This window comes from Photobacterium satsumensis (assembly GCF_050336935.1).
In the GTDB taxonomy this organism is placed as follows: domain Bacteria; phylum Pseudomonadota; class Gammaproteobacteria; order Enterobacterales; family Vibrionaceae; genus Photobacterium; species Photobacterium satsumensis.
The window spans coordinates 42,643-65,709 of the sequence record NZ_JAKJSK010000010.1 but is presented as its reverse complement, the minus strand read 5'-3'; the positions used below and the strand labels follow the sequence as shown (position 1 = coordinate 65,709).

The 23,067-nt window shown below is 46.5% G+C and carries 23 protein-coding genes and 1 pseudogene; 17 read left to right on the top strand and 7 right to left on the bottom strand.

What is annotated here, in order from left to right:
* Window positions 1–13: 13 nt before the first annotated feature.
* From L4D79_RS20300 to L4D79_RS20275, 6 genes are all read left to right on the top strand, one after another.
* Window positions 14–1,189, top strand: a complete 1,176-nt coding sequence (locus L4D79_RS20300) for an ABC transporter substrate-binding protein (protein WP_428653740.1) — start codon at window positions 14–16, stop codon at window positions 1,187–1,189.
* A 55-nt stretch (window positions 1,190–1,244) separates the two neighbouring features.
* Complete coding sequence (locus L4D79_RS20295) at window positions 1,245–2,975, top strand: ABC transporter permease (protein WP_428653738.1); 1,731 nt, start codon at window positions 1,245–1,247, stop codon at window positions 2,973–2,975.
* Window positions 2,972–3,631, top strand: a complete 660-nt coding sequence (locus tag L4D79_RS20290; protein WP_428653736.1) for an ATP-binding cassette domain-containing protein — start codon at window positions 2,972–2,974, stop codon at window positions 3,629–3,631. Before L4D79_RS20295 ends, L4D79_RS20290 begins: the two co-directional genes overlap by 4 nt.
* Window positions 3,625–4,236, top strand: a complete 612-nt coding sequence (locus tag L4D79_RS20285) for a CDP-alcohol phosphatidyltransferase family protein (protein WP_428653734.1) — start codon at window positions 3,625–3,627, stop codon at window positions 4,234–4,236. The genes L4D79_RS20290 and L4D79_RS20285 overlap by 7 nt, the downstream gene beginning before the upstream one ends.
* A 624-nt stretch (window positions 4,237–4,860) precedes the next feature.
* The gene (locus L4D79_RS20280) at window positions 4,861–5,490 is read left to right on the top strand and encodes a hypothetical protein (RefSeq protein ID WP_428653731.1); all 630 of its coding nucleotides are present in this window, start codon (window positions 4,861–4,863) and stop codon (window positions 5,488–5,490) included.
* A gap of 142 nt (window positions 5,491–5,632) precedes the next feature.
* Window positions 5,633–5,830, top strand: a complete 198-nt coding sequence (locus L4D79_RS20275; protein WP_428653729.1) for a DUF2986 domain-containing protein — start codon at window positions 5,633–5,635, stop codon at window positions 5,828–5,830.
* 22 nt (window positions 5,831–5,852) lie between these two features.
* Here L4D79_RS20275 and punR read toward each other — a convergent pair whose 3' ends face one another.
* Window positions 5,853–6,755 carry a DNA-binding transcriptional activator PunR gene (punR, locus tag L4D79_RS20270; RefSeq protein ID WP_428653727.1) on the bottom strand — a complete coding sequence of 301 codons (903 nt, stop codon included), beginning with the start codon at window positions 6,753–6,755 and terminating at the stop codon, window positions 5,853–5,855.
* Window positions 6,756–7,025: 270 nt separating this feature from the next.
* Here punR and punC point away from each other — a divergent pair, with 270 nt between their 5' ends.
* The 8 genes and pseudogenes from punC to torA all read left to right on the top strand — a co-directional run bounded on the left by punC (window position 7,026) and on the right by torA (window position 16,053).
* Window positions 7,026–8,234 (top strand): purine nucleoside transporter PunC, encoded by a 1,209-nt coding sequence (punC, locus tag L4D79_RS20265; RefSeq protein WP_428653725.1) that lies wholly within the window; start codon window positions 7,026–7,028, stop codon window positions 8,232–8,234.
* A 416-nt stretch (window positions 8,235–8,650) separates the two neighbouring features.
* Window positions 8,651–9,379, top strand: a complete 729-nt coding sequence (artP, locus tag L4D79_RS20260; protein WP_428653723.1) for an arginine ABC transporter ATP-binding protein ArtP — start codon at window positions 8,651–8,653, stop codon at window positions 9,377–9,379.
* Between the two features lie 77 nt (window positions 9,380–9,456).
* Window positions 9,457–10,188 (top strand): lysine/arginine/ornithine ABC transporter substrate-binding protein, encoded by a 732-nt coding sequence (locus L4D79_RS20255; RefSeq protein WP_428653721.1) that lies wholly within the window; start codon window positions 9,457–9,459, stop codon window positions 10,186–10,188.
* A 3-nt stretch (window positions 10,189–10,191) separates the two neighbouring features.
* Window positions 10,192–10,860: pseudogene (gene artQ, locus L4D79_RS20250) on the top strand (arginine ABC transporter permease ArtQ); the annotation flags it as partial.
* A 92-nt stretch (window positions 10,861–10,952) separates the two neighbouring features.
* On the top strand, window positions 10,953–11,624 hold the full coding sequence (gene artM / locus L4D79_RS20245) for an arginine ABC transporter permease ArtM (protein WP_428653719.1): 672 nt from the start codon (window positions 10,953–10,955) through the stop codon (window positions 11,622–11,624).
* Between the two features lie 537 nt (window positions 11,625–12,161).
* On the top strand, window positions 12,162–12,338 hold the full coding sequence (gene torE, locus L4D79_RS20240) for a trimethylamine N-oxide reductase system protein TorE (protein WP_428653717.1): 177 nt from the start codon (window positions 12,162–12,164) through the stop codon (window positions 12,336–12,338).
* A gap of 45 nt (window positions 12,339–12,383) precedes the next feature.
* On the top strand, window positions 12,384–13,568 hold the full coding sequence (gene torC, locus L4D79_RS20235; RefSeq protein WP_428653715.1) for a pentaheme c-type cytochrome TorC: 1,185 nt from the start codon (window positions 12,384–12,386) through the stop codon (window positions 13,566–13,568).
* 22 nt (window positions 13,569–13,590) lie between these two features.
* A complete protein-coding gene (gene torA / locus L4D79_RS20230) occupies window positions 13,591–16,053 on the top strand; it encodes a trimethylamine-N-oxide reductase TorA (protein WP_428653712.1) in 2,463 nt (820 codons plus the stop codon).
* Window positions 16,054–16,309: 256 nt separating this feature from the next.
* Here the strand turns inward: torA and L4D79_RS20225 are convergent, their stop codons facing one another.
* Window positions 16,310–17,584, bottom strand: coding sequence for a DUF5666 domain-containing protein (locus L4D79_RS20225; RefSeq protein ID WP_428653710.1), 1,275 nt, complete (start codon window positions 17,582–17,584; stop codon window positions 16,310–16,312).
* Between the two features lie 356 nt (window positions 17,585–17,940).
* Between L4D79_RS20225 and L4D79_RS20220 the strand changes: the two genes are divergently transcribed.
* Together L4D79_RS20220 and L4D79_RS20215 are read left to right on the top strand one after the other, a co-directional pair.
* Window positions 17,941–18,939 (top strand): substrate-binding domain-containing protein, encoded by a 999-nt coding sequence (locus tag L4D79_RS20220; RefSeq protein ID WP_428653708.1) that lies wholly within the window; start codon window positions 17,941–17,943, stop codon window positions 18,937–18,939.
* A 37-nt stretch (window positions 18,940–18,976) separates the two neighbouring features.
* Window positions 18,977–19,570 carry an HD domain-containing protein gene (locus L4D79_RS20215; protein WP_428653706.1) on the top strand — a complete coding sequence of 198 codons (594 nt, stop codon included), beginning with the start codon at window positions 18,977–18,979 and terminating at the stop codon, window positions 19,568–19,570.
* A gap of 146 nt (window positions 19,571–19,716) precedes the next feature.
* Here L4D79_RS20215 and L4D79_RS20210 read toward each other — a convergent pair whose 3' ends face one another.
* The 5 genes from L4D79_RS20210 to L4D79_RS20190 all read right to left on the bottom strand — a co-directional run bounded on the left by L4D79_RS20210 (window position 19,717) and on the right by L4D79_RS20190 (window position 22,532).
* On the bottom strand, window positions 19,717–20,025 hold the full coding sequence (locus tag L4D79_RS20210; protein WP_428653704.1) for a hypothetical protein: 309 nt from the start codon (window positions 20,023–20,025) through the stop codon (window positions 19,717–19,719).
* 525 nt (window positions 20,026–20,550) lie between these two features.
* On the bottom strand, window positions 20,551–21,300 hold the full coding sequence (locus L4D79_RS20205) for a DUF481 domain-containing protein (protein ID WP_428653702.1): 750 nt from the start codon (window positions 21,298–21,300) through the stop codon (window positions 20,551–20,553).
* Window positions 21,301–21,463: 163 nt separating this feature from the next.
* Window positions 21,464–21,670, bottom strand: coding sequence for a DUF3565 domain-containing protein (locus tag L4D79_RS20200; protein ID WP_428653700.1), 207 nt, complete (start codon window positions 21,668–21,670; stop codon window positions 21,464–21,466).
* Between the two features lie 12 nt (window positions 21,671–21,682).
* On the bottom strand, window positions 21,683–22,078 hold the full coding sequence (locus L4D79_RS20195; protein ID WP_428653698.1) for a GFA family protein: 396 nt from the start codon (window positions 22,076–22,078) through the stop codon (window positions 21,683–21,685).
* Between the two features lie 25 nt (window positions 22,079–22,103).
* Entirely contained in the window at window positions 22,104–22,532 is a 429-nt protein-coding gene (locus L4D79_RS20190) for a VOC family protein (protein ID WP_428653696.1), read from the bottom strand.
* A 128-nt stretch (window positions 22,533–22,660) separates the two neighbouring features.
* On the opposite strand from L4D79_RS20190, the gene L4D79_RS20185 reads away from it, so the two are divergent.
* Window positions 22,661–23,041, top strand: coding sequence for a DUF3316 domain-containing protein (locus L4D79_RS20185; RefSeq protein ID WP_428653694.1), 381 nt, complete (start codon window positions 22,661–22,663; stop codon window positions 23,039–23,041).
* Window positions 23,042–23,067: the final 26 nt, after the last annotated feature.

Sequence of the window (23,067 nt, the reverse complement as noted above, 5' to 3'; positions counted from 1 at the left end):
TGAAAACAGGATCATGAAAAAAACACTCTTGGGGCTGGCGCTTGCGCTGGCCTCTGGCCTTAGCACGGCACAAACAGCACCAGAGATCCAACCCAATTGGGATCAGGTTGTTCAGCAGGCCGATGGGCAAACAGTCTATTTTAATGCCTGGGGTGGCAGCCAAGAAATCAATGATTATCTGCGTTGGGCGGGCCGTCAATTACAAGCACAGTATGGGATCAGTCTAAAGCATGTCAAAGTGGCTGACATCGCCGAAACAACCCAGCGCTTGCTGGCAGAAAAAGCGGTAGGAAAAAATGAAGGAGGCAGTGTTGATCTGGTTTGGATCAATGGTGAAAACTTCCGTTCAATGAAGCACAGCGACCTACTCTACGGCCCGTTTACTCAGCAGCTGCCAAATTGGCAATATGTTGATACCCGTTTGCCTATTGATGAAGACTTCACCGAGCCAACTGCAGGGCTAGAAGCCCCATGGGGAGTTGGGCAACTGGTCTTTATCCATGATAAAAAAACACTGAACAACCCACCGAAAAACTTTGTGGAATTGCTCAGTTTGGCCAAAGCGTTCCCGGGAAAAATCAGCTACCCACAACCACCAGAATTCCATGGCAGCAGTTTTTTAAAAGCGGCTTTGTTAGAGCTGACCAACCAGCCGGATTCGCTTTACACCGCTATAGACAGCCAAACAGAACGACAACGATTTGAACAGGTTACCGCACCACTATGGCAATACCTTGACCAACTCCACCCTGTCGCATGGCAGCAAGGCAAGCGTTTCCCATCGGGCACTAGCGAAACTATTCAATTGCTTGATGATCAGCAGCTTCTATTGGCGATCACCTTTAACCCCAATGCGGCCAATGCCGCAATTGAGAATGGAAACTTAGTAGAAACGGCACAAGCATATGCCTTCGAGCAAGGTGCACTGTCCAACATCCACTTTTTGGCCATTCCTTGGAACGCTCAAGCCAAAGCGGGTGCCTTGGTTACGATCAATTTTTTGATGAGCCCAGAAGCTCAAGTACGCAAGGCGGATGCACGAATCTGGGGCGACCCATCGATTCTGAACCAAGAAACACTGACGAATAGCGGTACCCAGGGGTTTTCACTGTTCAAGTCAATCCCTGAGCCGCATCCTAGCTGGTTGACTGCCATCGAATTAGAATGGCAAAAACGTTACGGTAGCTAAAATTAAAAGGCCAAGCCTAAAGGGTGGGAGCTTCCTCCCACCCAACGAGTAATTTATGATTCATCTGTTTTTTATTGTTGCACTTCTTCTTTGTTTTTTGCCTTTGTTGCCGGGCATCATAGGGCTGGTTCTCCCTGCACTCTCTTGGCTCCCTACGCTGGGCTTTGAAAACGTCACCCTGAGTGCGTTTACCACTGTGGCAACATGGCCTAACCTCACCACGTCTATTGGTCTAAGCTTGCTTTCTGGGCTTGGCAGCACCGCTCTCGCCCTGTATTTCACCTACGCAATCCTTAAGCGTTACTGGGGGACCCACCGCTGGCAGAAACTAGAGCGTACGCTCTCGCCAATGCTAGCTATGCCCCATGTTGCTTTTGCCATTGGCTTTGCTTTGCTGTTTTCCCCTACAGGTTGGGTCTTCCGGTTGTTTGAAGCCTTGGGTATCTCGAATATCGCAGGCATACACCTCATCCAAGACAACCTCATCCAAGACAGTTACGGGATCGGCCTGATGCTGGCGCTAGCCATCAAGGAAACCCCATTCCTGCTGATCATGAGTATTCCTATTCTCAAGCAGCTCAACGTGAGCCAGCTCAGCGCAATGTCGGCAAGCCTGGGTTACAGCAAGCACGAAGCTTGGCGTAAGGTTATTCTGCCCCAATGGCTTCCCAAGCTACGGTTATCCCTCTTTGCCGTTGCCGCATATGGCTTGTCAGTCGTTGATATTGCATTAATCTTGGGCCCAACACGTCCTTCAACCTTGTCGGTTTTGGTGTGGCAATGGTTTAACGAGCCCGATTTAAACCTACTCCCCCGTGCAGCCGCTGGCGCTTGCCTGCTTGTTATGCTCACAGCAGCAGGCCTTGGCTCTATTCGCGCGATTGAGTGGTTTAGCTTGCGTTATAAGCGAAATTGGCTGACCCAGGGGGCAGTACCGTCTTCGCAGGTAGTAAGAAAACCAAATCTTCATTTAGCGCTATATAGCCCGTTTATTGCTATCCCGTTAATGATCATTCCGTTATTGCTTGTCTGGTCGTTTGCGCAGAGATGGCGCTTTCCCGACCTACTCCCGAGCCGCTATAGCGAACGGTTTTGGCAACAAGAAATACCGACGCTGGCCGAACTGATGGGAAGCAGCCTGCTGTTAGCGTTGGTTTCCAGTGCAGTCGCATTGATCTTGGTGATTGCATGTTTGGAATACCGCCAGCGATACCAACGGGCCATCCCCGTCTGGCTGATTGCAATTCCACTTGTTACGCCTCAGCTGTCATTGTTGTTTGGGATCCAGATAGTGACTTACTTAGTTCCCGGTCAGCACTATTTGCTTTGGGTCGCTTGGAGTCATCTTATTTTTGTTTTCCCATACATATATTTGGCCCTAGATGGCGCCTGGCGTAGCTATGATACTCGTCTCGACCAATGCAGCCGCAGCCTAGGGCTAACCGCATGGCAGACTTGGTGGCGTGTTAAACGCCCGCAAGTCCAGCCAGCCATTATTTTCGGCCTTGCTATCGGAATAAGTGTTAGTCTCGCCCAGTATCTGCCAACACAGATGCTCGGTGCAGGCAGGATCAGTACCGTGACGACCGAAGCTGTGGCCCTTGCCAGTGGTCAGGATCGCAGGGTAATGGCTATTTACGGCCTACTTCAAGGCGTTCTACCATTTGTATTCTTTACGCTCGCGATGCTCGCGAATCGCCTAAGTTACCGTTGGCGTCATTATCGGCAATATTCTCTACAAACACCTTCTACATCTACTAAATCAAAGGAGTACACTCACGGATGACATTGTCTGTGAAATACCTCGTAATCCAGCATGGTGATACCCCCCTTTTTTCACCTGTTAGTTTTGACGTTTGCCCAGGAGAGGTCTTCACCTTAATGGGCCCAAGCGGTTGCGGGAAATCAACCTTACTGAGTGCGATTGCGGGACATCTCGCAAATGACTTCTCCTTATCCGGCGATGTGACACTCAATGAGCGCAGCGTGATGTTGCTGGCCCCCGATCAACGCAAGATCGGTTTACTTTTTCAAGATGATTTACTTTTTCCGCACCTGAGCGTGCTGGAAAACCTGATGTTTGGTATTCCACGCCACTACCGTGGCAAGGAGCGGATTGAGCGGGCTGAATCGACACTAGCAACCATTGGCTTATCTCAGCTGGCCAATAAGCAACCCAGTGAAATTTCCGGCGGACAACGTGCAAGGGTCAGCTTGATGCGGATGCTTCTCTCGGAACCGCAGGCCGTTCTGCTCGATGAACCATTCAGTAAGTTAGATAAAGCACTGCGTAGCGAGTTCAGGCAGTTCGTGTTTGATCAAATAAAGGCTCGTCAGATCCCTGCGATCATGGTCACCCATGATCATGATGATATTCCACCACTAGGCCGCGTACTGAATTGGCCATGGACAACCGCTGCTCAGGAACAAGAAACATGCTAGATAGATACGCGATCAAGGTGATCCGCTGGCCACTCACCACATTTTCAGCACTACCGGACAAACTCGGTATTACGGCAAATCAAGTGACCATAACCGGTTTTGTGATTGGCTTATTTGCCCTACCCGCCTTGGCTTTGGAAGCCTACAGCTGGGCATTAGGCTTTATTGTCATCAATCGTATCTTCGATGGGCTGGATGGTGCAATAGCCCGCCGGCAAGGTATCACCGATTGCGGTGGTTTTCTCGATATCACCTTGGACTTTCTGTTCTACTCCATGGTGCCATTCGGTTTTGTTCTGGCAAACCCAGAAGCTAACGCAGTCGCGGGCGCTTTTCTGATCTTTTCTTTTATCGGCACTGGTTCGAGCTTCCTGAGCTTTGCCATCATGGCAGGTAAACGTAACATCGAAAGTCCGGTTTATAAGCAAAAGTCACTGTACTATATCGGTGGGCTAACTGAAGGTACCGAAACCATTGCCTGCTTTGTTCTGTTCTGCCTGTTCCCTTTACACTTCGCCACTATCGCTTGGGTATTTGGCACACTTTGCTGGATCACCACCGTTACCCGTATTTGGGCTGGTTATCAAACCCTTAAAGAGGCGTAAACAAAAGAAGGGAATACAGACCAATCGCATAAACAAAAACAGCTACCCGAAGGTAGCTGTTACGCATATCAACCATCATCAAGTTCAAGCTCCTTATTAGGCTGTTTCAAATGTCGAGTGAAAATAAAAATGCGATCCAGGCAAGATTGTATAACCCGACATTAGTGCGTCGTTTATCCGTGGGTGTCACACCGTTGTAACGCCAATCTTATTGTATTGACACTTGTCCCGGTATTGAAAGCCAGATAAGAAAGTCTGGTTTTCTAGTGCCGCCATCATGCCTGCTTTTATTGGCACCAATATTCAAAAGGTCAGATACCTATATGGCACCTATTGTCTAACAAAGCCGGCAAGTAGGTAGAGAAAACATACCGTAGTCACCATGAAACCCGCTTTTTTGTTGTCACTTTTTTATCCCTCCTGTCACGAATTTGCACCTTTCCACAGCCGTTTCTTGAGACAGTCTCAATTTAAACTAAACAGTGAAAATTCACATAAAACCCATACATCAATATCTAACTTCTCTAACTGTATTTTTTCTCAATAATCAGAACCACACCAATCTACGTCAAATTATTCTTTAGTTGCCAATCAATAAAGAAACTACATTTCACGGAGAAAACTATGTCTTCAAACTTCAAGTTGGCAGCAACAACTGCGGTATTACTATCAACTCTTTCATTTACAGCTACAGCGGGGGATACGCGATATTTTGCCGATGTAACCCCGAAGAATTATGCAACTGAAGCTAACCTAGAGTGGGATTTCGAAGCTCTCATTCGACACGAAGATGACGGTGAAAAACGTCTAATCGTTGAAGTTGGCGGTATTGCTAGTAACGATCAATACAATCAAAAGTCGGATGGCGCATTAGTTGACTTAGTTGATCAGGAATCTTGTGAAACTTTTGACGATGAAGGCGTTAATGTAACCCTGTGTGATCTTAATACTCCCTTCATTATTAAAGTTTTCGCAGAGGGAAGTATGTTTAAATACTTCGCTGAAGAAGTCGCATGGGAAGAGTCTATCGAAGATCCTTCCGCCAACCTATGCGGTGGGGGTGGTATTGTCCTTCGTACAGATAATGGTGATTCAGTCCCCGATGTCCAGCCTGGCGATAAAGTTGTAATAAGCTTGAAAAAAGCAAAAACGGCAAAAGTTGGCGTTGGTTTTTTCTCTGAAGAAGAGCCCGTACCAACCGGCACCGCGCCAGAGGGATGCCCTGTAGAGCCGATTGAAGAAGAAGAGGAGTAATACCTCTTTGAATAATCTTCACTATAACGCCGGGTGAAGCCCGGCGTTTTACTGTATTAATGACATAAAGAAAACCATTCCCCTTCACATCACATCGGTTTCCCCCTAGAATTGCCAGCCAATTTCGATTTGGTATGTAACCATGAACCGCAAGAAGAAAATTAACGAAGCGCTGAAAAAAAGGCAGAAGAAAACAAACGCCAAGTTGCACCGCAGCAACAAACCACGCTACATCTCCAAGGCCGATCGCGCCAAGATGGAAGCGGAAGCCCAGCAAGCTGAGCAAGCGCAAGATGTGAATCCAACTGAAAGTGCTGAAGGCGAGCAACCAGCGGAATAATTACAAGCTGCAAAGAATGGGCTTACCGCATCCATTCGCGATGGAGCTGCTCGCTGTCACCCAGGTAATCGAGCAGCCAATCAATCGCTGGGTTTTGACTTTCTTTATTCCAAGCTAAGCAACAAGGGCTAACCGGTGGTTTCACTGCGAGTTGTTTTTCCACCAACTCACCACTTTCGATAAGTGGTAACGCCTTATGCTCTGGCACCACACAAATCCCAAGTCCAGACTTCAAGCACGACATCGCACTGTGCCAGTTCGGTACCATGATCCGGCGCTGGTTATCCATCAGCCAAGTCACTCGCTTAGGTAACACCCGCGACGTATCTTCAAGACAAATGGCCGGATACTCCACCAGCTCTTTTGCTTCCAATGGATAGTCTATTTCAGCCAAAGGATGATCAGGACTAACGACAAACCGCCATTCCAATACTCCCATGTCGCGATAATCAAAGTGGCCACTCACTGGCACGGCTGCTGTTGCACCGATAGCAATATCTGCCCGGCCATCCGACAAAGCATCCCATACACCGTTGAATACCTCCATCGTCAGATGCAGCTCCATATCCGGAAATTGCCGATAGAAATCCCGTACCAGTGTATTTACCCGGCTCTCACGAACCACCGTATCCAGCGCCACCGACACACTTTGCGACCAGCCATTGGCAACACGCTGAGTTTGCAATTTCAGCATCTCCATCTGCTTAAGTAGCTCTCTGGCTTCCTCAACAAAAAACTCCCCAGCTGGCGTTAGCTGCACTTGTCGGTGAAGCCGAACAAACAAGTCGACGGCTAACCGCTCCTCAATCACCCTGACGGTATAGCTAATCGCGCTGGGTACTTTGTGCAATTCTTCAGCAGCAGCCGAAAAACTTCCGCGCCGAGCAACCACATCAATCACTTGTAAGTCGTTATAAGAAAACATCAGGCTCTTCCTTTTGTTCGTGCCCAGCCCGTAAAAGCCGCAGCCAGAATTGCTGATTTTCACAGCAAGAATGCAACAAGTTGCGCCCAATTAGTACACTTTGAGCAATATTCAACCTCACACACTGCACAATAGAAAACCGTGCAACATTGCTGTAAAAACAATCAAATCAATTTTTTTGATAGCAATGTTTAAATTTTACCGTTTCACACCATAAAAAACCATGTATAGACTTGCCGCAAAGTACAAAACAGCTAGTGAAATAAAACTATGACAAATCAACCTTCAAAAATGACCACTCTGTGGTTTGCGTGTTTAAGTATGCTGGGCTTCCTAGCAACTGACATGTACCTTCCTGCTTTCGAAGTAATTCGAGAGGATTTTGATACATCACAATCACTTATTGGCCTAACTCTGAGTATTTTCTTGTTAGGTATGGCACTCGGCCAGCTTATTTACGGCCCACTGTCTGATCGTATTGGTCGTATCAAAGTGCTAATGGGCGGTATGACACTCTTCAGTATCGCTTCAGTATTCTGTGCCTTTGCGCCGAACGTTGAGCTTATGTTGGCAGCGCGCTTTGCACAGGCTCTAGGTGCATGTAGCGCAACGGTTATCTGGCAAGCTGTCGTTATCGACCGATACGAAGGTAAAGTATCTGAGCGTGTATTCGCGACTATCATGCCATTAGTCGCCCTATCACCAGCGCTTGCTCCACTTGCAGGCGCTATGCTTGAGCACCAGTTTGGCTGGCGTAGCATCTTTGTCGCTCTAGTTGGCTTTGGTGCTGTTTTGTCCATCATGACGCTAAAAGAAACTGAAAGCGCTAATTTGGATAAGAAACAAGAGAAAGTATCAGTACAACTGCGCCGTGATTATGCTCAGATCCTGAGTTCAAAAAAATTCATTGGTAACATGATTATCTTCGCTGCATGTTCTGCTGCTTTCTTTGCTTACCTAACGGGCTCACCATTTGTAATGGCCGCTATGGGTTACTCAGGTGCAGATATCGGTCTGAGCTACGCGCCGCAAACTGTTGCGTTCATTATCGGTGGTTACGGTTGCCGTACCCTACTGAACAAATACGATAGCCAGCAACTGCTTCCGTGGATCCTGAAGCTGTTCTTTGCCAGCGTAACGATTATGTTCATGATCTCGATTCAGACAGAGCCAACCACAATTTGGCCTATCCTCGTGCCATTCTGTTTCCTCGCGGTGGCTAACGGTGCAATCTACCCGCTTATCATCAGCAAAGCGTTGGAAGATTTTAAAAACTGCAGTGCGACAGCAGCCGGCTTGCTTAACTTCCTGCAAACTATGGTGTGTTTCGCAGCAAGCGGTTTAGTATCAGCATTTGCAATGCACGGCTTGATGACTGTCACCATTGCGATGTTTATCACTGGGTTCGTGGCACTTATCGGTTACGCATTTGTCGTGAAAGCCCGCCGTGAGACAGCTGACATTGCACAAACTGCATGAATATAAGTGAGCGCTAGCAATGGTTATCAACTCAAATAACCAATCTTAATTAGCCCCACTAAATTACGCATCTATTCAAAGGCCACTTCAATTGAAGTGGCTTTTCAGTAGTCTCTACCTGCATATCTACGTATTTCCCATTTCCTTAATCAGCCACCCTTTCCCTTCATATTTTATGACCTTCACAAAATTCAAAAATGATTAATTATTCCCATCACACCGACTTACTTTTTTTCCCCATTCATATCTGCCGCGTATGAAGTGTAATTACAGTGATTTAAATGGAAAAGTAGCGACAATTTAGAACAAAAATCAAACAAAAATGTAACGAGCAGGATTTTTTATACATTTTTCTTGCATAAGATCTCACTCTGGGTAATATAAACATCAAGTGACGATTAATGCAGTAAGTCAGCATGAGTATTCAAGTAAAGAGTGTTAATAAATTCTACGGTGATACCCAGGTTCTTAATGATGTTGAATTCACCTGCGGCAAAGGGGAAACCTTGGTATTGCTTGGCCCAAGCGGTGCCGGCAAAAGCTCTTTGCTAAGGGTTCTGAACCTACTGGAAAACGCCAGCAGTGGTCAGTTACAAGTCGCCAATGAAGCCTACGATTTTTCCAGCGCCATCTGTGAAAAAGAAGCGCTTAAACTAAGACGTAAAGTCGGCATGGTTTTTCAGCAGTACAACCTATGGCCTCACCTAACAGTCATGGATAATTTGATTGAAGCCCCAGTTAAAGTCGCTGGCGTTACCAAACAACAGGCGACAGATGAAGCCATGGCCTTGCTTGCAAGGTTACAGCTCGCGGATAAAGCGGATGCTTGGCCTCTACAACTCTCAGGTGGACAACAACAGCGAGTTGCCATTGCCCGCGCCCTGATGATGAAGCCAGAAGTATTGTTGTTTGATGAGCCGACTGCCGCACTCGATCCTGAAATTACCAATCAGGTTGTCAAGATTATCAATGATCTTGGTGAAACAGGTATCACCCAAGTGGTGGTGACCCACGAAGTGGATTTCGCCAAGAAGATTGCCAGCCACGTGCTGTACCTTGAAAAAGGCCGCATGGTGGAGCATGGCACCAAAGAGGCATTTATCCAACCGGCCACACCGGAGTTTGCTGAATACCTCGCACACTGAATTTAAGTTTAAACCACCTTATTATCAGCATCATCTACCCGCGTGATGCTGTACTTAACGACGCACGGAGTATCGCGATGAAAAAGATTGTATTGGCTACATTAATAGGTTTGGCTTCAGCTAGCGCCGCCGCTCAGGAAGAGATTAAGTTTGCGATGGAAGCAACTTATGCCCCATTTGAATACGTTGACGAGAATAACGAAATTCAAGGCTTTGATGTTGATCTGGCCAATGCACTGTGCGATGTGATTGAGGCAAAATGTACTTTCCACAACCAACCTTTTGACAGCCTGATCCCTGCACTGAAATTCCGTCGTTATGATGCAGCTATCTCGGGTATTGATATCACTGAACAGCGTCAGCAAGTGGTGAACTTCACCGATGCTTACTACGACAACTCTGCCGCTTTTGTTGCACTTGACGGCAAAGTTGCAGACCAATCAGCCCTTAAAGGTAAGCGTGTCGGTGTTCAAAATGGTTCAACGCACCAAAGCTACCTGACAGAACAGCTTGATGGCGTTACTGCCGTTCCTTATGCCAGTTACCAAGATGCATTTATCGACATGCAGAATGGCCGTATCGATTCTATCTTTGGTGATACCGCCGTGGTTGCAGAATGGTTTAAGAAAAACGACAACCTCGTATATGTCGGTGATCAAGTGACCAACGCAAAATACTTCGGTAACGGTTTTGGTATCGCTATCAACCAAGACAACCAAGAACTACTGGACAAGCTGAACACAGCATTGAAAACCGTTAAAACCAACGGCCAGTACGATGAGATCTTCGACAAGTACTTTGGTGAGTAATTTATGGCGTTATCAGGTTATGCTCTGACGCTACTTGAGGCGAGCTGGGTGACTATCCAGCTTAGCCTTGCCAGCGTCACTGTTGGATTAGTCTTGGCAGTATTGTTCGCCGGCGGTGAAACGTCACGTTTTCGTGCCATTGCTTGGCCTACTACGGCGCTGGTCACCGTGCTTCGGGGCTTACCTGAAATATTGGTTGTACTGTTTATCTTCTTCGGCTCAACGCAAATCTTATTTTTGCTGACCGGAGATTTCATCGAAGTCAGCCCGTTTCTATCAGGCGTCATTGCCTTATCCCTTATTTTTGCCGCTTATGCCTCTCAAACATTACGAGGTGCCCTAAAGGCTGTACCTAATGGTCAGCGTGAGGCGGCAAGTGCACTGGGGATCAGCAAGTCACGGGCGTTCTTTAAGATTGTTTTGCCACAAGCGGTTAGACATGCCCTGCCAGGCTTGACTAACCAATGGCTTGTACTGCTCAAAGACACTGCGCTTGTCTCTTTGATTGGCGTTACTGATCTACTCAAACAAGCTCAGCTGACAGCAGCAGCTACCCACGAAAGTTTTACTTGGTATGCCTGCGCAGCAGCTGTTTATTTGGTCATAACATTGATCACTCAACGCGTTGTTAAGCAGTTAGACAAGAAGTTTAGCGTGCAAGATGGCGGCTCAGTGCAAAGCAAACCGGCACCAAACCGGTCCATAAAAAACAATTCATTGCTACGTAAACCGGCACAAGGTAACCCAGTAAAAGGAGCAAACGCATGAATGAACAGCATGTTTGGCAACTGCTCGAAGGGCTAGTGGTCAGTCTTGAACTGACAGCCGTTTCCTTGATCGTTGGCTGTACGTTGGCGTTATTGATGACATTAACGCTTATCTTGAAAACGCCAGGCCTTCACTGGCTCAGCCGAGGCATCATTACCTTGTTTACCGGCACCCCGTTGCTGGTACAGATCTTTTTGATTTACTACGGCCCGGGCCAGTTTGAGTGGGTTCGTGAAAGCGTATTGTGGCACTGGCTAAGCCAACCTTGGTTCTGTGCAATGCTTGCGCTCGCGCTCAACACGGCAGCATACAGCACGCAATTGTTCAAGGGGGCGTTTAATGCCATCCCTTCCGGCCAGTGGCAAGCCTGTAAAGCCTTGGGAATGAATACCAAAGCCACGCTGGGGGTATTACTGCCTTATGCGATTCGCCGCGCGATTCCAGCTTACTCCAACGAAGTGATTCTGGTATTCAAAGGGACATCACTTGCCAGCACCATTACCATCATGGATATCATGGGGTATGCACAGCGAATCAACGCCCAGACCTACGATACGTTAATGGTCTTTAGCGTCGCGGGTGTTTTTTATTTGACGGTCAATGGCATGCTTACCCTTGTTTTCAGGCAGGTAGAAAAGAAAGCACTCGCTTTCGAAGTGGCACGATAACGAGATCAAGATAAGCGTTCTCTTACTATAAAGCTGGCACACGCCAGCTTTTTTATTTCGGTTCAGCCATCATCATAGAATCAAAGTCTGTAATAAATCGTGTCTAACCAAGGCCGCACTGAAACATATTTAATCCCTTATTTGTCTCCAACAAATCGAAATCTAATACCCTCTTAGTTCACATCATTAATATTTATATAGATCTGTATCACACTTTAAATCGATCAATATGCCAACAATATTGTTGGTATAGCGAGTTGTTTTAAAGAACGAGATCATTGGCGCAACAAAAAACAAACCAATTTAACGTAAAGTGAACATCAGCAGCTGTTAATAACTTTTCACAACTACCTATAAATAGTTATATAAAATCGCATCCCATTCATCTTTCCGTTACAGATCAAAAAAGGACTAACTAGGTTAAATCAATACCTTTTGTCCAATTGAATCACCGCGTAAATATATTTTAAGATCCCATTAAAACATTTGTTAACACTTTTCTTTTAGCTCAATTAACAAAGTAGAACGGGTAAATCTATGAACAATGGAATCAGCACAGTTGCTAAGGATGAAAAGCAACGTGAGTGGCGTGCTTTCTTTTTCATCACAGTATTTCTCTTTCCCATCCTCAGTGTTGCCGCTGTCGGTGGCTACGGTTTTTTTGTATGGATGATGCAGATCTTCTTCATGGGGCCTCCAGGCCACATGGGATAAAACCGATATAACAACAATCAAATAAACACACATTGAGTACACAACATGAAAGCATTTCTCACTAAAGCTTGGCAGACTTTCTCTCGGCCAAGTGTCCATATCAGCCTTGGGGTATTAACCCTTGGCGGCTTTATTGCCGGGGTTATTTTCTGGGGCGGTTTCAATACCGCATTGGAAGTGACCAATACCGAAGAATTCTGTATTGGCTGCCACACCATGGAAAATAATGTATACCAAGAACTACAAGAAACCGTGCACTGGAAAAACACCTCAGGTGTTCGCGCCACCTGCCCAGACTGTCATGTTCCTCACAATTGGACCGACAAAATTGCCCGCAAAATGCAGGCCAGCAAAGAAGTGTTCGCCCAAGTATTCGGTGACTTAGACACCAAAGAAAAATTCGAAGAACGCCGCGTTGCTCTTGCCCAGCATGAATGGGATCGTTTCTCTGCCAATAAATCGCTGGAGTGCAAAAACTGCCACAACTACGACAGCATGGATTTCGACAACATGCGCCCGACGGCACGTATCCAGATGAAACAAGCGGCTGAGCGCGACCAAAGCTGTGTCGACTGTCACAAAGGTATTGCCCACAACCTGCCGAATAACATGGATAGCTCCGGCGGCATGATTGGTGAACTAGAACAACTTGCATCAAGCACTAAGTTCGAAACAGGCCAAGAGTATATCAGCGTCCGCCACCTGCCATTGTATGAAGAGAAAGCCCTAACAACAGAAGCTGGCCTGCTAAACCCTGCATCAACCGTCAAAGTCATTGATCAATCCGCTGACGCTATTGAAGTCGAAGTCTCAGGTTGGCGTAAAGACAAAGGCTTTGGCCGAGTTATCCAGGAAGATTTCGGCATGAATATAGCCGTTGCCTCACTGCTGAAAGAGTCAGCGACTAATGATCAGGTCGTTGAGAAGTTCGAGCGTAAAGAAGATGACCTTACCGGCCTGCCTTGGCAGCGCGTTACCGCGACGGTATGGATGAAGAAAGAAGCACTGATGGCCGATGCGCAACCTATTTGGGACAAAGCCCGACAGTCTTACAACACCAACTGTTCTGTGTGTCACACCCAGCCGGATGAAGCGCACTTTGATGCCAACACTTGGCCAGGCATGTTCAACGGCATGATGGCATTCGTTAACTTCGATACCGACAGTAAAGCCTTGGTGCTGAAGTACCTACAGAAACACTCATCTGACTTTGCAGATGGCCACCACTAAGCGATTGACGGAGTAATTGAATATGTCTGTAAGCAGAAGACGTTTCCTACAAGGTATGGTGGCCACCAGCGCCGCATCAGTGATTGGTCCTAGCCTGTTGGGCACGAACAAAGCCATGGCAGCTGAAACCGTTGGCACTTGGAAAGTATCGGGTTCTCACTGGGGCGCATTCCGTGCCCATATCTACGGTGGCAAGCTACAAGAAATCAAGCCACTGGAGCTCGATAAGCACCCAACCGAGATGCTCAATGGCATCAAGGGCATTCTCTATAGCCCATCACGTGTGCGCTACCCAATGGTTCGCCTTGACTGGCTGAAGAAGCACAAATACAGCGCGGAAACCCGTGGTAACAACCGCTTTGTTCGCGTGACATGGGATGAAGCGATCGATTTGTTCTACCGCGAATTGGAGCGCGTTCAGAAAGATTACGGTCCGTGGGCACTGCATGCCGGTCAAACCGGTTGGCGTCAAACTGGTCAGTTCCACAGCTGTGGTAACCACATGCAGCGTGTTGTCGGTATGCACGGTAACTACATCAAGAAAGTCGGTGACTACTCGACCGGCGCAGGCCAGACCATCTTGCCTTACGTACTGGGCTCAACCGAAGTGTATGCTCAGGGTACTTCATGGTCTGAAATTCTGGAAAACAGTGACAATATCGTACTGTGGGCTAACGATCCGGTGAAAAACCTACAGGTAGGCTGGAACTGTGAAACCCACGAGTCTTTCGCCTATTTGGAGCAGCTGAAAGAGAAAGTCGCCAAAGGCGAGATCAATGTGCTTTCTGTTGATCCGGTAAAGAACAAAACCCAGAAATACCTAAACAATGATCACCTGTTCATCAACCCACAAACTGATGTGGCGTTTATGCTGGGTGTGGCTCATACCCTCTACACCGAAGAGCTGTATGACAAAGACTTCATCAAGATGTACTGCTTGGGCTTTGATGATTTCATCCAGTATGTGATGGGCGAAACCAAAGATAAGATCGAGAAAACACCAGAATGGTCAGCAGAGATCTGTGGCGTATCTGCCGATAAGATCCGCGAATTCGCCCGCATGCTGGTCAATGGCCGTACCCAGATGTTGTTTGGCTGGTGTATCCAGCGTCAGGAGCATGGCGAGCAGCCATATTGGATGGGCGCGGTTATTGCTGCCATGGTCGGTCAAATTGGCCTGCCGGGCGGTGGTATCTCTTACGGCCACCACTACAGCTCAATTGGTGTACCTTCGACAGGCTTCGCGGCACCGGGCGGTTTCCCGCGTAACCCAGACGAAGGCCAGAAACCTAAATGGGATAACAACGACTTCAACGGTTACAGTAGCACCATTCCAGTTGCACGCTGGATTGACTGTCTACTAGAGCCTGGCAAACAAATCCGCTACAACGGCTCAAAAGTTACCCTGCCAGACTACAAGATGATGGTGATCAGTGGCTGTAACCCTTGGCACCACCATCAAGACCGCAACAGAATGAAGCAAGCTTTCAAAGCACTGCAAACCGTTGTGACCATTGATTTTGCTTGGACAGCCAGCTGCCGCTTCTCAGATATCGTCCTTCCTGCCTGTACCCAGTGGGAACGTAACGATATCGATGTATACGGCTCATACAGTGGCCGTGGCCTGATTGCGATGCAGAAACTGGTCGACCCATTATTCCAGTCAAAGACCGACTTTGAGATCATGAAAGAAGTGGCCCGTCGTTTCGGTCGACACAAAGAATACACCCGTGGTATGGACGAGATGGAATGGGTTCGCAAGCTGTACAGCGAATGCCGTGATGCCAACAAAGCCAAATTCGATATGCCGGAATTCGATGAGTTCTGGGCTCAGGGCTACTTCGATGCAGGTAAAGGTAAGCCTTGGGTTCGCCATGCCGATTTCCGTGAAGATCCAGAGATCAACCCACTGGGTACCCCATCTGGCTTTATCGAAATCACCAGCCGTAAGATTGACCGCTTTGGCTACGAGCACTGTCAGGGCCACCCTATGTGGTTCGAGAAGAGCGAGCGTTCGCATGGTGGTCCGGGATCTGATAAACACCCGTACTGGCTGCAGTCTTGCCACCCTGACAAGCGCTTGCACTCGCAGATGTGTGAATCAGATGACTTCCGTGCCACCTACGCGGTACAAGGCCGTGAGCCGATCTACATCAACCCGCAAGATGCAGCAGCCAAAGGCATCCAAGACGGCGATTTGGTTCGCGTCTACAACGACCGAGGTCAATTACTGGCTGGTGCTGTTCTAACAGACAGCTATGCACCGGGCGTGGTGCGTATCGAAGAAGGTGCGTGGTATGGCCCTCTGAGTGAAAAAGTGGGCGCTATTGATACCTATGGCGATCCGAATACCCTGACTCAGGATATTCCATCTTCAGAACTGGCTCAGGCAACCAGTGCCAACACATGTTTAGTCGAGTTTGAGAAGTTCACCGGTACCGTTCCACCGGTCACCTCGTTCGGTGGGCCGATAGAAGTGAGCTAATCCTCACTGATAGGAACGCGATGGGGGAGCAGTCAATGACTACTCCCCCTTCTTATATTACTAGGCACTGCCTGAGATATTCTTTCACTTGAACGTCACCTCAACATCTTTCGCTGGCGTTCAAAATTTGATTTAGCCATCCTATTATCCTTAATAAACCCACATACAGAATGACGTATTATATACTGTAATTGGTGACATAAAAAAGCCCAGAGCTGGCTAAGCTCTAGGCTTTCTATTCGGATAGTTGGTTGATTCAATCTGGATCTAACCGGCACAACGTCAGATCATTATCTGATGCTCGCTGACACTCAATATCAACCCACTGCCCATTGAACTGAGCCAGAGATTGATCTGAAGAGGTGTAGCCCCACATCACATTGTTTTCTACTGGGCCCTCAAGGCTAATCTCGTTATCTTTACGCTCAGGCTCTACTTCCTTGAGCACATAATTACCATTGCTAGCCTTACCGTCCAATTCAACCCACTGCCCGTGAACATTGGCTAGGCTGATACCGTCATCAAACTCCGTATTAACGTCAATAACAAAGGTAATGCCATTTATGCTCAGCGTAGTGCCGTCATAGCTCGCTTCCCCTTCGACATTGAGCTCCAAATTATCCGGTACACTGATCTGATCTTGGAAATCGACTCGGGTTGCAAACAGCTTATTCTCAAGCTCGATCAAATCAACTTCAACAATGACACCGATTTCCAAATTTGATTGAGTCCCATCATCAAAGGAAGTATTGCCATTGGTATGCACCCGAACATTACCACCAATGTCGAAACTGGTTTGATCTGGACTCACCCACGTAATGATCCCTTCCAGCTCGGTATTACGCACATCGTCGTTATCCCTAATATCAATATTTGCAGCAATAAACCTGTCACCCTCAAACTGACCAAACACCTCTACCCATAACCCATTCTCTAATGCCCGGTTATCTTCAATCGCAGCATTAGCATAATCAACCAATACAGTTGCTAGCGTGAACACATTTTGACTCGGATCTACCCCAGAAATTGCCCCCTCAATTTCAGCGGTGGTTTGAGCATCTACTGCGGTTACTGCTGTCACTTTCCAGCTATCATCCGGCTCAACCAAGCCATACAGCATCACCCAGTCACCGACATTAAACCCTGCACCGGGATAATCGTAACTGATACCATTAATCGATAGGCTGTTTTCTGAAACAGCGGTCACCTGTCCAGTTGCCGCTGGTTGTAGATAGACTTGCTGTGCTTGGCTATTCTGATACTCAACCTCAACTTGCATCCCTTGTTCAAGCTCATCAAAGGTATAACTATTTTCATCGTAGGTAATAGTTGCCTGCGATCCATCGAGCTCATGGTCATTAATTGTGAGAGTTTCATCAGGATAGGAGATAGAATCAACCGTACCACTCACCCGCTCTAGCGGAGCACTTTCACCACCACCTCCAGACGAGCTTGAATCAGAATCCCCTCCACAGCCTGTGACTCCGAGGGACAATCCAACAGCTAAAGAAATCAAGCTTAACCTTCTCATAGAGTTACCTATAACCAACTCATGTCCTTGGATATAATTCCTTAGTTTGAACTTATCGCCATACAGCAAGCCTTATTATTATATTTCTGGCCATCGACATATTGACTTTAATTATAGAGTCCATCGACTTAAAACCTGCCTCAACACTAATAATCACTGCCTTCTTATCCAAACCAAAAATGTAAGCGAAACCGGACAACCTCGACGCTTAGTTGGTAACGGTTACACTAATCTTTGTCATTGATTTTTAATAAATATGATCAATAGCACTGACTTTTTACTGCAAGATGATTGCACCAATTACACTGTCGGTGTTTAATAGGCGCCAAGTTTGATTTGAGCTAGGATGTGTAGCCATGGCTACGATTAAGGATGTGGCCAAACTGGCCGGTGTTTCCGTTGCAACGGTATCACGTGTAATCAATAAATCTCCCAAAGCCAGTAAAGCCTCTATTTCATCGGTTACCCAAGCGATGAAAGAACTTAGCTACCGCCCCAATGCCAATGCCAGAGCGCTGGTTAGCCAATCGACCAATACCATCGGCGTGGTTGTCGGCGATGTCTCTGATCCCTTCTTTGGCTTGATGCTCAAGTCTATCGACCAAATAGCACGTCAAAATGGCAAGCAAATCCTTATCGGCAATGGCTACCACAACGCCACAACCGAAAAAGAAGCGATTGAACTACTCATCAACAGCCGCTGCGAATCACTGATCATTCACAGCAAAGGGTTGAGTAACCAGGAACTGATTGATTTTGCCAATGAGGTACCGGGAATGGTGGTTATCAACCGCTATATTCCTGAAATAGCCCACCGCTGTATTGCACTCGATAATCATAAAGGTTCATATCTCGCAACTGAATACCTGATCAAGAACGGTCACCAGCATATCGGCTATGCCTGTTCAAACCATGATATCGAAGACACCGAGCAACGGCGTGCTGGTTACCTTGATGCACTGCAAGCCTATAACTTGCCAGCCGATGACAATTACATCGAATACAGCTCCCCCGATGAAGCTGGCGGCGAGCATGCGATGATGAATCTTCTTTCCAAGAATTTGCCGATTACGGCAATTGCCGCCTACAACGACAATATGGCCGCAGGGTGTTTATCGGTATTGGAGGAAAATGGCATTACTCCACCACAAGATATCTCTCTGATCGGTTTTGATGATGGTATCATTGCCAAGTATTTGAGCCCGAAACTGACCACAGTTCGCTACCCGATCAACATAATGGCTGAACAGGCAGCGAATCTGTCACTGTCATTAGCCAAAGGTGAAGAAAACAAGACGTGTACCCGGATGTTTGTCCCCACCCTCGTGCGACGTTTGTCTGTCACCCAAAAATAACGCCATCACAAAAATTAAAAAGCAATAAGAGGAATGTATGCTTAATCTCGACAAACAACTGGCCTTTATCAATGAATTAGATCGCCTGAAAGCGATCTATCGTAAAACCATGGTAAAGCCGGATAATAACCGTCAGGAAAACAGTGCAGAGCACAGCTGGCACATTGCTCTTATGGCACAAGTATTGAAAGGCTACATTGAAGAACCTGTTGATGTGAATCGTGCAGTCATGATGCTACTGATCCATGACATTGTTGAAATCGATGCAGGTGATACATTTGCGTTTGCTGAGCAGCATGAGCTTGACGGACAAGAAGAAAAAGAAATCGCAGCAGCCAACCGTTTGTTCGGCTTGTTACCAGACGAACAATTCAATGAAATGAAGTCCTTATGGATGGAGTTCGAACAGGCTGAAACCGCTGATGCCCGCTTTGCTAAAGCCATGGATCGCATTTTGCCTCTTATCCAAAACATGGCCAACGAAGGTGGCAGCTGGGTAAAGCACACAGTGACCAAGCAACAGGTACTCAAGCGTAATGAATACTTGGAAAAAGTCACACCTAAGCTATGGCAATATGCTTGCGAACAAATTGACTTAGCCGTAACGAATGGCTGGCTTGTCGACGACTAATCGTTTTCTTAGTAGTAAATGACAAAGGCCGGAAAGACTGCTGAATGTCTTTCCGGCCTTTTTCTTGTTGAATCATTTACAGTAGCCATATCACGTTTGGCATGGTGGATATCCGTTTCCAATTCTTCCATAAAGATTTGATTCGGTTATTTATCTTTGCTAATTAGCGCCGATTTGTAAGCAAGGTTACCTTCTGCATCCATTGCTCTGAATTTCACACTACCTGATCGATTAGATGCAATAGTCACATAAGCCCTGCCATGCTCATCCGTGGTGAAAGAGCCTGTGCCAGGAACATTGGTAGTAATGGTAATGTTACTAGCTGGTGCTCCGTTTTCACTCACTTTTACCCATGCACCTTCATTCTGTGGTGTAACATCGAGGTCTAAATCGGCCATCACTGGTGAGCTTAGTAATACAGTCGCAGCAATCATAGTACCTGTAAGTTTAAGCATATCTTTTCTCCATTTAATTATTCGTTTGGGCTCGGAGTTAAATTTAGCTAGAACATAAAGATAAATAAACATTAAGAATTAAACATGTCGTTCGAATAATTCGAACATACTTTACCAGCCTGACAGTGCTTTACACTTTAGCGTTCAACCCTCAGTCACAACATAAGCATCTAAAATACAGGAAAGTAAAGGGCAATACGTTGCCAAAACCCAATATATGGTAACATTCATATCTTAACGACTTCATTTCTTTATCTTCCCTATAAATCTATAGAGTATAAAAGATATCAAAATCATCTAAGTCGTTCGAATTCTCAAAATTGATACAAATAATAGGTAAAATAAGGTAAACCACCGTCAATCAAACAGTATTTCATTACTCGTATGTAAAGATAATTTACACAGGTGTATACCCAATTAACCTCAAGATGCAGGATTCAGAGGGTTGCCAGCTCATTCAATGCAAGGCGAAGGTTTGCAGGAAGGGTATTCCCTTTTAAAAAGCTGTATATAAACACTTCCGCCTTAAAAATCATAATTTAGACTGATCGTACTGTAGAGCTCATCATTACTTTGATCGGAGGCAACAGTAGAATTGTAGATATACTCCAAATCCAATTGGAGCGAGATGTCCTCCATCAATTGGTTTTTGATAAAACCTTTTAGATTGGTCGAAGTATTCGCCTCACCATAATCCACACCAAGACGACCTCCAAGCTCAAACCTGTCATTGATTTTGGTATTGGCTTCTGCGAAGGCATTGGCAATCACTTCATCTTCCTTTTTCTTCGGCAGATCAGGGTCTGAGGTCTGGCGCTGGGAAAATCGATAACCAGGACCTGCACCTATGTCTAGTTTAGTGTCATCGGTATCAATTAATGTCGCACCAAAACCTGAAGCAAGCGTGAGCTGGTGACGGTAGGTCGCAAACTGGTCATGTTCGTATTTGCTGTTGCCATAAATAAACCAAGCATCATTAACGAAATGGCGCAAACCATAGCTCAAGTTGTACTTATTAGTGCCATCCTCGCCCTCACTTGCGCTGGTGTAGTAAGTGTACACCTCACCCTTTTGTTGCCAGTCATTAAAGTCATAGGCAAGGCTGGCGCCTGAGTTTACAGAGAGCGAGCTTGTGGTGGTTTCAGTAAAAATAAACCCCAGTTTGGCATTACCGCTCCATGGGCCTGACTCTTCTTCATCACTGGCGTGTACAACGACAGAATGAGTGGCAACAAGTAGTAGACCTGATAGCGCGATAGCAACCTGTGATTTCATAATCCCTGACAACCCTGAGCAACAAAATGAAACGCCCATTGTATGAAGCGATATGCTTCAATTGTCAGCAACTTGTTATTAAATAATCAAAAATAGGTCAGAAACTGCTAGGAAAATCACCGACTAAATATCACGATGACCAATCATTTATCCCGGTTATTTCTTATCCGTTATCAGCTGGTGCACCTTCATCACACTTCTTGCACTCAAGCATGAATCCGAGCATTGATGTTCGGCCAACTTCAGTGCTGACCCACGGGCGGCATATAAACGGAGGCTGGTGTCTAACATGCTGGTTATGGCCGCATTTTAACTCGGCCACCCAGTGATTCTCTTCATCCTGGTGATAGCCAGAGATCGCTTGTTGCATAAATTGATTCCGCTACCTATCAGCAGGATGGTTAACACCATCATTAGTCACCACATCACCTAACTCAAAGGGGTTGACGCCTTCCAGACACCCTATGTTGTAACCATACTCTTCTGGATTTGAACGTCTTTGGTGATGAGTATAAATGCCACATTCAGAGCAGAAGTAGTGCTTGGCGATATGGGTATTGAATTGGTAAAGTTTAAGAACATCTTGGCCTTTAATTATACGAATACCATCTAGTTTTACCGACCCCACTATTGCCCCTTTACGCCTGCATATTGAACAATCGCAGCGGCGGGGATTTTCTATCCCATTGGGTAGACTCAACTCTATTTCGACTGCCCCGCAATGACAACTTGCCTTATGCTTGGTTTGAATTTCCGTTTCACCGACTTGTCTGATCATCTTTCTTCCTTGTATTGATCTAGCTCTAGTCGATCACTAAGCTGCCATCGTCATTGAACTCCCAGCAGTCACCATAGGCAACTTCCCATAGATACCCGTCGGGATCAGAGAAATAGCCACTGTAGCCGCCCCAAAACACATCCTGAGCCTGTTTCTCGACTTTACCGCCGGCCAGCTCAGCCTGCGCTAATACTGCATCCACCTCTTCCTTCGAGCGGGTATTATGGGCAAACGTGACACCGGCGAATCCGGTTTTTACTGCTTTGAAATCAGGCGATACATCCTCAGCCAATGCTTCCAATGGATATAGTGCTAGGCAAACCCCACCTGTTTTGAAAAAAATAATACCATCTTCAGGCGTTTTCGATGATGGAAACCCCAACTTGCTATAAAACGCAAACGATGCCTCAAGGCTGGTTACACCCAGTGTGATAATACTAATGCGTGGTTCCATCCTTTCCTCCAAAAGCGTTATCAATCATAAATTCAACATGACAAAAATGTCATTTTGGCGTCCGGATTAGGTCAGGATCAATTCGTTATTCTCTCTAACGTAAAGTCAAACACAGAGAGGAAAACACCATGAAATCATTCAAATCTATCGCCGTCGCCACCACACTTGTCCTATTCAGTCTACCATCAATGGCCTCAACCCCATTGGTTGCAGGTAGCAAATATAGCGTGCAAAGCAATGACCGAGTGGTCAGTACCGAAACATTCGAAACACGTGAGGCTGCCTTTGCTGAAGGCCAGCATGTACTGAATGTGCTGGAAACCAGCAAACCTGCTGAATTACACAAGATGCTGCGCGTGATGGCATGGGGCCCGAAAGAAATTTCTAGCCTGCGCATTCAAGACAACGGTTATGTCACCGTCGATGAAATGATGAATTCTGATGGAAATATCGAATATCGTGCCAACGTCAATGTACGCTACGAGCACTTCCGCTACGATAATAACTAATAGGTATCAATTATCTAGCGCATATA

Excerpts from the sequence above, each read along its gene's own strand:
- L4D79_RS20290 (WP_428653736.1), top strand. The coding sequence starts at position 2,972 with ATGACATTGTCTGTGAAATACCTCGTAATCCAGCATGGTGATACCCCC.
- L4D79_RS20300 (WP_428653740.1), top strand. The coding sequence starts at position 14 with ATGAAAAAAACACTCTTGGGGCTGGCGCTTGCGCTGGCCTCTGGCCTT.
- torE (WP_428653717.1), top strand. The coding sequence starts at position 12,162 with ATGAACAATGGAATCAGCACAGTTGCTAAGGATGAAAAGCAACGTGAG.
- artM (WP_428653719.1), top strand. The coding sequence starts at position 10,953 with ATGAATGAACAGCATGTTTGGCAACTGCTCGAAGGGCTAGTGGTCAGT.
- L4D79_RS20255 (WP_428653721.1), top strand. The coding sequence starts at position 9,457 with ATGAAAAAGATTGTATTGGCTACATTAATAGGTTTGGCTTCAGCTAGC.
- punR (WP_428653727.1), bottom strand. The coding sequence starts at position 6,755 with ATGTTTTCTTATAACGACTTACAAGTGATTGATGTGGTTGCTCGGCGC.
- L4D79_RS20200 (WP_428653700.1), bottom strand. The coding sequence starts at position 21,670 with ATGCAACAAGCGATCTCTGGCTATCACCAGGATGAAGAGAATCACTGG.
- L4D79_RS20275 (WP_428653729.1), top strand. The coding sequence starts at position 5,633 with ATGAACCGCAAGAAGAAAATTAACGAAGCGCTGAAAAAAAGGCAGAAG.
- L4D79_RS20185 (WP_428653694.1), top strand. The coding sequence starts at position 22,661 with ATGAAATCATTCAAATCTATCGCCGTCGCCACCACACTTGTCCTATTC.
- torC (WP_428653715.1), top strand. The coding sequence starts at position 12,384 with ATGAAAGCATTTCTCACTAAAGCTTGGCAGACTTTCTCTCGGCCAAGT.
- L4D79_RS20280 (WP_428653731.1), top strand. The coding sequence starts at position 4,861 with ATGTCTTCAAACTTCAAGTTGGCAGCAACAACTGCGGTATTACTATCA.
- L4D79_RS20205 (WP_428653702.1), bottom strand. The coding sequence starts at position 21,300 with ATGAAATCACAGGTTGCTATCGCGCTATCAGGTCTACTACTTGTTGCC.
- L4D79_RS20295 (WP_428653738.1), top strand. The coding sequence starts at position 1,245 with ATGATTCATCTGTTTTTTATTGTTGCACTTCTTCTTTGTTTTTTGCCT.
- L4D79_RS20210 (WP_428653704.1), bottom strand. The coding sequence starts at position 20,025 with ATGCTTAAACTTACAGGTACTATGATTGCTGCGACTGTATTACTAAGC.
- artP (WP_428653723.1), top strand. The coding sequence starts at position 8,651 with ATGAGTATTCAAGTAAAGAGTGTTAATAAATTCTACGGTGATACCCAG.
- L4D79_RS20225 (WP_428653710.1), bottom strand. The coding sequence starts at position 17,584 with ATGAGAAGGTTAAGCTTGATTTCTTTAGCTGTTGGATTGTCCCTCGGA.
- punC (WP_428653725.1), top strand. The coding sequence starts at position 7,026 with ATGACAAATCAACCTTCAAAAATGACCACTCTGTGGTTTGCGTGTTTA.
- L4D79_RS20215 (WP_428653706.1), top strand. The coding sequence starts at position 18,977 with ATGCTTAATCTCGACAAACAACTGGCCTTTATCAATGAATTAGATCGC.
- L4D79_RS20285 (WP_428653734.1), top strand. The coding sequence starts at position 3,625 with ATGCTAGATAGATACGCGATCAAGGTGATCCGCTGGCCACTCACCACA.
- L4D79_RS20220 (WP_428653708.1), top strand. The coding sequence starts at position 17,941 with ATGGCTACGATTAAGGATGTGGCCAAACTGGCCGGTGTTTCCGTTGCA.
- L4D79_RS20190 (WP_428653696.1), bottom strand. The coding sequence starts at position 22,532 with ATGGAACCACGCATTAGTATTATCACACTGGGTGTAACCAGCCTTGAG.
- L4D79_RS20195 (WP_428653698.1), bottom strand. The coding sequence starts at position 22,078 with ATGATCAGACAAGTCGGTGAAACGGAAATTCAAACCAAGCATAAGGCA.
- torA (WP_428653712.1), top strand. The coding sequence starts at position 13,591 with ATGTCTGTAAGCAGAAGACGTTTCCTACAAGGTATGGTGGCCACCAGC.